The sequence below is a fragment of the Metabacillus niabensis genome (assembly GCF_902829255.1).
GTDB lineage: Bacteria > Bacillota > Bacilli > Bacillales > Bacillaceae > Metabacillus > Metabacillus niabensis.
Genome location: NZ_CADEPK010000263.1, coordinates 1 through 8,630, shown reverse-complemented (window position 1 = coordinate 8,630; position 8,630 = coordinate 1). Strand labels below are relative to the sequence as shown.

The following is an 8,630-nucleotide window of genomic DNA, read 5'->3' as shown; positions in this document are numbered from 1 at the left end:
TTGTTGGTTTTGTAAATAAATCTTTTAACAAAATGGTACCTCTCCTTTTCTGAAGCTGTTTCTCTCCAATTCTTATTTAACTATTAGTATTTATGAAACACCATACTCTTCCAAATGTATAAATCGATTAGAAGAAGCTTCTTTCACTCTTAATAAAGGCTATTTCGCATACTTTGTTGCTTGAAAACTATTTAGCTTTTGTTTTAGATTCATTTAACAGAGTGCTCTTATGCAAATATCTTTAATACTTTACTCCCGCTAAAATTCTTGCATCTCCGCTATCTTCAACATCTGTTTAAATATGTTACTTGTAAAACAACAATCTTTACGGAAAGAACCAATAATAAAGAGCAATAAAAAAATTGATGAAAGGTCATCTTATTCTTTTGTCGTTATCCCTACTTTAACGAATTACTAACAGTCATGTTGTTGGAATTTGTCATTTGGTATTCGACAATTATTTTAGGGATAATTTTTGATATGAAGTTAATACCTCAGTTTGTTTTCTTTCTAGCAAAGAGGCAACCAGTTCTTTCATTTTATCTACTGCATCAACTTCCACATTAACATGTTTATGAACTAGAGATACATATTCATTTAAAACGATCCAAATGCGATAAAGCAAATGATTATTTGCTAATTGGACAAGCTCTTTCATAAATTCATATCTAGTTAACCCCTCATGTACTAAACGCTTTTCAAGAGCTCTTAATTCACTTTCATGATTAGAACGTAATAATAACTGAATTGCGTTATACTCTAGCATATTATTCATCTCAATTACATCATCAATAGCCTTAGAGTCTTCTAAAATAAACGTTCCAAGTAAATCAATTAAATTATGATCCCGAAAATCCTTAAGAAACGTACCTTCTCCTCTTCTTGTTTCAATCATTCCTAGCAGTTCAAGAGCTCGCAAAGCTTCTCTAACGGATGATCTACCAACATTTAGCTTTTCGGCAAGCTCTCTTTCAGAAGGGATTTTGTCTCCATAAGAAAGTTGGTTTTCAGTTATATAGATACGAATGTAATGAAGAATATCTATATAAACTTTTGATTTTTCATTGGTCAAAGACAAATCACTCACTTTATTTAATTATAGCCATCTGTCTTGTCTTCTCTGCAACTTGCTCAGGATCTACTTTGATTCGAGCAACACCTGTTTCCATTGCAGCTTTTGCTACTGCAGAGGCTACTGCTGGGGCTACTCTTGGATCAAATGGTGCAGGAATGACATATTCAGGTTTTAGTTCGTCTTCCTTAATTAAAGATGCAATTGCCTCAACTGCCGCAACCTTCATTTTTTCGTTAATATGAGTCGCTCTTACATCTAACGCACCTCTAAAAATCCCCGGAAATGCTAGAACATTGTTCACTTGGTTAGGATAATCAGAACGACCTGTTCCAATAACCAAAGCCCCTGCCTCTTTTGCATCCTCTGGCATAATCTCTGGTACTGGATTAGCCATAGCAAAGATAATTGGCTTTTCATTCATTGAAAGCACCATGTCTTTTGTCAAAGCCCCCTCAACAGAAACCCCAATAAAAACATCTGCTCCTTTAATTACATCAGCGAGGGATCCTTCCTTTTGGTCGCGATTTGTATACTTAGCTACAGCTGCTTTTACTTCATTCATCCCAGTCAATCGATTTTCAAATATTGCTCCTTTTGTGTCACACATAATGATGTCTCTTACCCCATATGTATATAAAAGTTTGATAATTGCAATTCCAGCAGCACCAGCACCATTAGCAACGACACGAATATTTGACATACTTTTCCCAACGAGCTTTAGCGCATTTACAAGACCAGCAACCGTTACAATTGCAGTACCGTGTTGATCATCATGAAAGATTGGTATATTTGTTTCCTTCTTTAATCGCTCTTCAATGACGAAGCAGTTTGGTGCAGCAATATCCTCTAGATTAATTCCGCCAAATGTTGGTTCAAGTAATTTGACTGTATTGATGATTTGTTCAACATCTGTAGTATTAAGACAAATCGGAAAAGCATCAACACCTGCAAAGCTTTTAAAAAGCACCGCTTTCCCTTCCATTACAGGTAATGCTGCTTCAGGGCCGATATTTCCTAAACCTAACACTGCTGTCCCATCTGAAACAACTGCAACCATATTTCCTTTCATTGTATAATCATATACTTTATTTTTATCATCATAAATATCTTTACAAGGCTCAGCAACACCTGGTGAATAGGCTAAACTTAAATCATGCGCATTCCGAACTGGTATTTTTGCTTTCGATTCTAATTTCCCTTGATTAACACGATGAATATGTAATGCTTCTTCACGCAATGACATCATAAACATCCCCTTTTTAACCTTGTAAAGTAATGATTATTAGAGTGGTCAGACCACTAATAATCATTACTAAATGATAACATAATTCATTCTTTTGTAAAGTATGCTATACTAGTTTGTCCATGTTAACATCCAAACTTACATTCTACGTTTTTTGATGATTTTCTTTCCTTCTTAATACAACATTTCCTATACCAAGTAATGATCTTAGACAATCAATTGATTCTTCCGTTGGAGATACGAAAAATTCCTCTGGAAGCTGAACCGTCCTTTTATCTGCCTCATAAAATAAATATACAGGTGTTTTTCCGTGGAATTTTTTCAATTGTTTTTTCACCTCATTGAGTTTTTGAGGTAAAAAGGATTTTTCGATTCTGATAAATAGCTTTTCATTTCCTTCATTTTCAACTAAGTTCTGAGCAATGCAAATATCTTGAATAATCATTTGCCATTTTTCTTGACGTTTTTCGATTTTTCCAGTAAATAGGAAAATTCGCCCTGTTGATAATACTTCACTAAACTTTGCGTATACACTTGGAAACAAAACTGCATCAAGTTCTCCAGTCTCATCTCCAATAACGATAAACGACATTACTTCCCCTTTTTTTGTACGTATTGACCGTTTACTAATTAGCATTGCTCCTAGAGAAATTTTTCTGTCAAAAGTTTGATTTACTTCAGATATATATATAGCTCCTGCTTGCTCGAGGCGATCCCGGTATAATTCTGCAGGATGTTTTGAAAAATAGAAGCCAAGAGCTTCTTTTTCAAATTTGAGCTTCTCATCGATCTTGAAGTTTTCAACCTCGATATATTTAGGCTTTATCGAAAATTCTTCATTAAGGAATAAATCAAATTGGTTGTCTGTCGTTGGCGATAGTAGCTCAGCATGTTCGATAGCAACATCAAGGCTCGCTAGTAAAATAGCTCGATCAACACCAAAATCATCCATTGCACCTGAAAAAATGAGTTGCTCCATAATTCTTCGATTAATAATTTTCTGTGAGACCCTTATGCAAAAATCAAATAAATCCGTGTATTTCCTTTTTTTCCTTTCATGGAAAATTTCTTTTATCGCTACAATCCCAACATTTTTTATACAAGCTAAGCTAATACGAATACATCCATTTTCAACAAGGAATGGATATGCACTATGATTAATAGAAGGTGGTAAAATCGTTATATTCATTTGCTTTGCCTCGCGGATATAAGAAGCAACTTTTTCATCATTTCCAGTTGCACTTGTTAAGAGTGCTGTCATAAAGTAAAGTGGATAGTTTGCTTTTAAGTAGGCTAGTTGATAGGCAATAACACTATAGGCTACTGCATGACTGCGATTAAAACCATAGTTCGCAAATTTAACAATTAAATCATATATATTATTTGCTACCTCATTATCATATCCATTTGCTAAACAACCATTAACAAAATGCTCACGTTCCTTATCAAGCACTTCTTTTTTCTTTTTCCCAACAGCTCTCCTTAACAAATCCGCTTCACCTAATGTAAAGCCTGCAATTTTTGATGCAATTTCCATAATTTGCTCTTGATAAACAATAACACCGTAGGTAGATTTCAAAATCGGCTCAACATCGGGGTGTAAATATTGGATAGGATTCCGTTTATGCTTCCTTTCAATATACAAAGGAATATTTTCCATAGGACCCGGACGGTATAATGCATTAACTGCAACAATATCTTCAAGATTTGTTGGCTTCAAGCGTTTTAATACACTTCTCATCCCCTCTGATTCCAATTGGAATATCCCTGTCGTATCTCCTCTTGAAAGCAATGAAAATGTTTTCTCATCATGATAAGATATGCTCGTTAAATCAACTGTATGTCCTTCTCCACGCTTAATTAGGCTTATGATATTTTCAATTAGTGTTAAATTCCTTAATCCAAGGAAATCCATTTTTAGTAAACCTAAATCCTCTAAATAATCCATAGAAAATTGCGTGAGGTAAACATCTTGCTGCCCTTTTTGAATAGGTACAATATTTGTTAACGGCTGACTGCTTAGTACAACACCTGCCGCATGTGTTGACGTATGTCTAGGAAGTCCTTCAATTTTTATAGCAATCTCGATCATTTTTTTATACATTTTATTTTCTTGAATTAGTTTTTGTATGCTCTTTGATTCTGCAATCGCATCAGATAGCTTAACACCAGGGCGCGATGAAATTTGTCTTGTAAGAATTTCGACTTCCTTTGTAGAAGCTCCCATGACTTTACCAACATCGCGAATAGCAGCCTTTGCCGCAAAGGTACCAAACGTAATGATTTGAGCAACATGTAATTCACCATATTTCCTTGCAACGTACCCGATAACCTCATCCCGTCTCGTATCTGGAAAGTCGATATCAATATCAGGCATTGTAATTCGTTCTGGGTTTAAAAAACGTTCAAAAAGAAGGCGGTGTTTAATTGGATCAACATTCGTTATTTTCAATACATATGATACGAGTGATCCCGCTGCAGATCCTCGACCAGGGCCTGTTAAAATTCCATTTTCATGAGCATACTTCATAAAATCCCAAACAATTAGAAAATAATCACTAAAGTTCATATTTTTAATGATTTTTAATTCATAGGCTAATCTTTCCTTATAAATTTGATCTGGAGTAGCAAATCTTTCATATAATCCTTGAATGCACAATTGCTCTAAATATTCATCTGCACTTTCCTTGTTAGGAGTAGGGTATTTAGGTAATTGTGTAGCTCCAAGATTTAAATCAACTTGACAGCGCTTTGCAATCATTAAAGTATTCTCAAGTGCATCTGGGTACTGTTCAAAAATCCGGGTCATTTCCTGCTGTGATGTTAATTTCTCATGTTTATGGTCATCTAAATCTATTTGATCCTCGGAAAGTACTTCCCCGTTTTTTATAGCAGATAAACATCGGTAGGCAAGAACATCATCTTTTTCTATATAGGATACATCTGTTACTGCTACAGTTTGCACGTCCATTTTATGACATAAATCTGTTAACTTTGGAAGGAGGGAATTAGCCTGCTTTACCCATTTGCTATGTATCCCTACGTAAAAGCTATCCTTACCAAAAAGAGATTGATATTTTTTTATTTGCTGCATCGCTTGATCCATTTGATTATCCAAAACATATTGCTCCATTAACCCTTCATGACCAGATGTAAAAGCAATTAACCCTTTACTATAACTTTTAAGCCATCTTTCAGGTAAACCTTCTGGTGATTTTGTTTGAATGGCACTACTTATTTTTACTAGGTTCTGATATCCATCATTGTTTTCAGCTAATAATACAAGTGAGGTAGAAGATGATTTAGTAGAATTTTCTTCGATTATATTTAATTTCATTCCAATGATTGGCTTAATTCCATTTCGTTTGCAAAGTTTATAAAACTCAACTGTCCCATACATGACTTGCTCATCTGTTAATGCCAATGCTTTATAATTAAGTTCCTTCGCTTTGCTTACAAGCTTGTCTAGTTTCACTGCACTTGATAAAAGACTATAAGCACTTTTTATTTGAAGGTGTATGAAAGACAAACAAATCCCTCCTTTCTAGCGGTTCTTTTTTTTAGCTTAAACAACATTCCTCTTTTATTATATTCCTACCGTTTTCTAAATGACAAATATGAGAAATAAGCCAAGTATGAGCTTACGCTTTTCTACCCAAACATTTCAACTATGAATTTATTTTTCCTGGAGCGTTATTTTGGAAAACAAAACATACTTAAAAAAGGTCGTCCATATATATGATTATAGGGGGTTGATTGATATGGAGAATGAGGCATTTATCCCAGCTTTTATTCATAGTTATTTTATCGCATTAGGTGTTATTTTGGGAGGGACATTGATCGGCGCAATCGGTGCTTTTCTCGCAGGTGAGCCACCATTAACAAAAATGTTTGAATTTGCTAATCGTTTAAAAATATGGGCACTTGTTGCAGCAATTGGCGGAACATTCGATGCCTTCTACAGCTTTGAACGTGGGATTTTCCAGGGAGAGACAAGAGATATTATCAAACAGGTTTTGCTTATTATATCTGGTATGGGTGGAGCACAAACTGGCTGGTTAGTCATTCTTTGGCTTACCCAGGAGCATATCTCATGAGGATTCCTCCGTACTATCAACAGCCTTCCTGGCAACGTTTCTTCTCTGGAGTCGCGATTGGAGCAATTATTAGCTGGATTGTTTTTTTATTTATTTATGGTGTCCTCCAAGAAAAACATAGGACAATCATTGATAAGCAAAAAGTAACGATACAAGATTTAGAAAAGGATAAGGAGCTATACCAAGAAGAGTACTCCAAAATAAACAAAGAGGCACAAAAGAAAATTACTGTTCAAGCAATTAATGTCCATTTAGTGAATGGTGAAAAATATTTGTTTAAAGACTTCCGGATTAAAAAAATTGAGGATGATGTAAAGGATAATTTAGCAGATTTAATTGCCAAAGATATGGAAAGCGTTTATGCCAATTATAAACTAATTGAAAATATTGTTGAAAATAAAACTCATAAGGTTGACGGTAAAGATTATAAACTAAAAATGACTAAATTCATGTTATATACAACAATTTATATTGAAGTTGAAATTTCTTTAATCTAATATTAAATATTAAACTATACTGCTGGAATATTATATTTCATTGACAGTTACATAGCTGTCAATAAAACGTAATTTGAAGATTATATTACAGCAGTTTTTTTGTTGTCTTTTCTATTCGTATTTAACGATAATTTATTGTATTTATCACAAAAAAGGTAGGATTTTACCATTTTTCTCATTATGTTAAAAAAATGATTACATTTTTTCTCCATTTTCGATATTATAGAAATAGACACACTTTTCATAACAACCTCAAACTCTACTTATCATCTTAACTATTTATACGGATTTTCAAATGAATAACGTACTAATGGGTTTTTCGTCAAAAATAAGCTCCGTTTTCACCTAATTTTCTCAAGCATTACATTAATTTAAAACTTTGTATTCTATTGTCAATTATCCATTAATCGAAATTTTCTATGGAGAACTTAAGTAAGCATGCACACCCTTTGCCATTGGACTACTAAATTGGAATGGAGGGATTAATTTGGATCTTATATTTGCCAAAAAGCTTGCAAAGGAGAAAATTGAGATTATTAAAAAGGGGTTTACTGCATATGTTGAATCACCAGAGATAGCGAGATTGATAAAAAAGGAGATTCAAATATTAAACCTAGATGTGTACGAGGATGCTACCGAAATCGGCTATTGGTTTATTCCAAACGCCGAAAAGTAAGCGCTTAATCACCTTCGAGCTACGCGTAATGTATATTTGAATAGAAAAAGGTTCGGAAAGTTATTCCGACCCTTCTCTACATATTAATTTTGCTGGCAAAGCTCTTCTAAGTCGTTTACAACTTGTTTTGCTTCTTCCCAACTATATACTGAAGCACCTGAAGCAAGAGGATGACCGCCACCATTATATTTTTTTGCTAATTGATTGATTACAATATTTTTCGAGCGCAATCGAACACGGATTTGCTTTTCCTCTTCAACGAAAAACACCCATGATTTTACACCTTCAATGTCTCCAAGAATCCCAACTAACTGAGATGCCTCAGATGGTGTGACACCATATTCTGCTAAAATATCTTTTGTAATAAACATCGATGCTGCTCCCGACGAGCTCAACGTAAAATTCTGTAGAACATAACCGCTTAATTTCGCAACATTTCGTTTTGTTTTATATAGTTCATTATATAAAGGTGTAAATTCAATTCCTTCAGAGATAAGAGCACTTGCATAACGAAATGTCTTCTCTGTTGTACTCGGGAAAAGGAAGCGTCCTGTATCACCGACAATTCCAGCAAATAATAGCTTAGCAGCTTTTTTAGTTAGGACTAAGCCAAATTCCTTTCCTTCTAAATATAATTCATAAATCATTTCACTCGTAGCACTTGCAGATGTATCTACCCATAATAAATCTCCATACTGATCTTCATTTGGGTGATGGTCAATCTTAATAAGTTTTTTTCCATTTTTATAGCGTTGGTCACTAATACGAGCCTGGTTTGCTGTATCACAAACAATGACTAACGCTTCTTTATAAATCTCATCCTCAACTATATCCATTTTGTAAAGAAAATCTAACGCTGGGTCACTTTCCCCTACAACATAAATTGTTTTATCTGGGTATGACGCTTTTAATAACTCAGCAAGGCCGCATTGTGATCCGTAAGCATCTGGGTCAGGTCTTACATGACGATGAATAATAATCGTATTGTTTGCTTTGATTTCTTCTAATATTTGTCGCTTCATATGTATCTCCTTTAATATAG

Annotated in this window: 7 protein-coding genes; 3 read left to right on the top strand and 4 right to left on the bottom strand. The window is 34.3% G+C overall.

What is annotated here, in order from left to right:
* Positions 1-457 precede the first annotated feature (457 nt).
* The 3 genes from HU235_RS15945 to dnaE all read right to left on the bottom strand — a co-directional run bounded on the left by HU235_RS15945 (position 458) and on the right by dnaE (position 5,847).
* Positions 458-1,072, bottom strand: coding sequence for a FadR/GntR family transcriptional regulator (locus tag HU235_RS15945; protein WP_170944357.1), 615 nt, complete (start codon positions 1,070-1,072; stop codon positions 458-460).
* 16 nt (positions 1,073-1,088) lie between these two features.
* Positions 1,089-2,318: an NAD(P)-dependent malic enzyme gene (locus HU235_RS15940; protein WP_095300659.1), complete on the bottom strand. Its 1,230-nt coding sequence runs from the start codon at positions 2,316-2,318 to the stop codon at positions 1,089-1,091.
* A 145-nt stretch (positions 2,319-2,463) separates the two neighbouring features.
* Positions 2,464-5,847 (bottom strand): DNA polymerase III subunit alpha, encoded by a 3,384-nt coding sequence (gene dnaE / locus HU235_RS15935; protein ID WP_174880841.1) that lies wholly within the window; start codon positions 5,845-5,847, stop codon positions 2,464-2,466.
* A gap of 232 nt (positions 5,848-6,079) precedes the next feature.
* On the opposite strand from dnaE, the gene HU235_RS15930 reads away from it, so the two are divergent.
* The 3 genes from HU235_RS15930 to HU235_RS15920 all read left to right on the top strand — a co-directional run bounded on the left by HU235_RS15930 (position 6,080) and on the right by HU235_RS15920 (position 7,588).
* Positions 6,080-6,415, top strand: a complete 336-nt coding sequence (locus HU235_RS15930; RefSeq protein WP_095300661.1) for a YtrH family sporulation protein — start codon at positions 6,080-6,082, stop codon at positions 6,413-6,415.
* Positions 6,412-6,912, top strand: coding sequence for a sporulation membrane protein YtrI (gene ytrI, locus HU235_RS15925; protein ID WP_095300662.1), 501 nt, complete (start codon positions 6,412-6,414; stop codon positions 6,910-6,912). The genes HU235_RS15930 and ytrI overlap by 4 nt, the downstream gene beginning before the upstream one ends.
* Positions 6,913-7,399: 487 nt before the next feature.
* Positions 7,400-7,588: a hypothetical protein gene (locus HU235_RS15920; RefSeq protein ID WP_095300663.1), complete on the top strand. Its 189-nt coding sequence runs from the start codon at positions 7,400-7,402 to the stop codon at positions 7,586-7,588.
* An 83-nt stretch (positions 7,589-7,671) separates the two neighbouring features.
* Here the strand turns inward: HU235_RS15920 and HU235_RS15915 are convergent, their stop codons facing one another.
* Positions 7,672-8,610, bottom strand: a complete 939-nt coding sequence (locus HU235_RS15915) for a DHH family phosphoesterase (protein ID WP_174880840.1) — start codon at positions 8,608-8,610, stop codon at positions 7,672-7,674.
* Between the last annotated feature and the right edge of the window lie 20 nt (positions 8,611-8,630).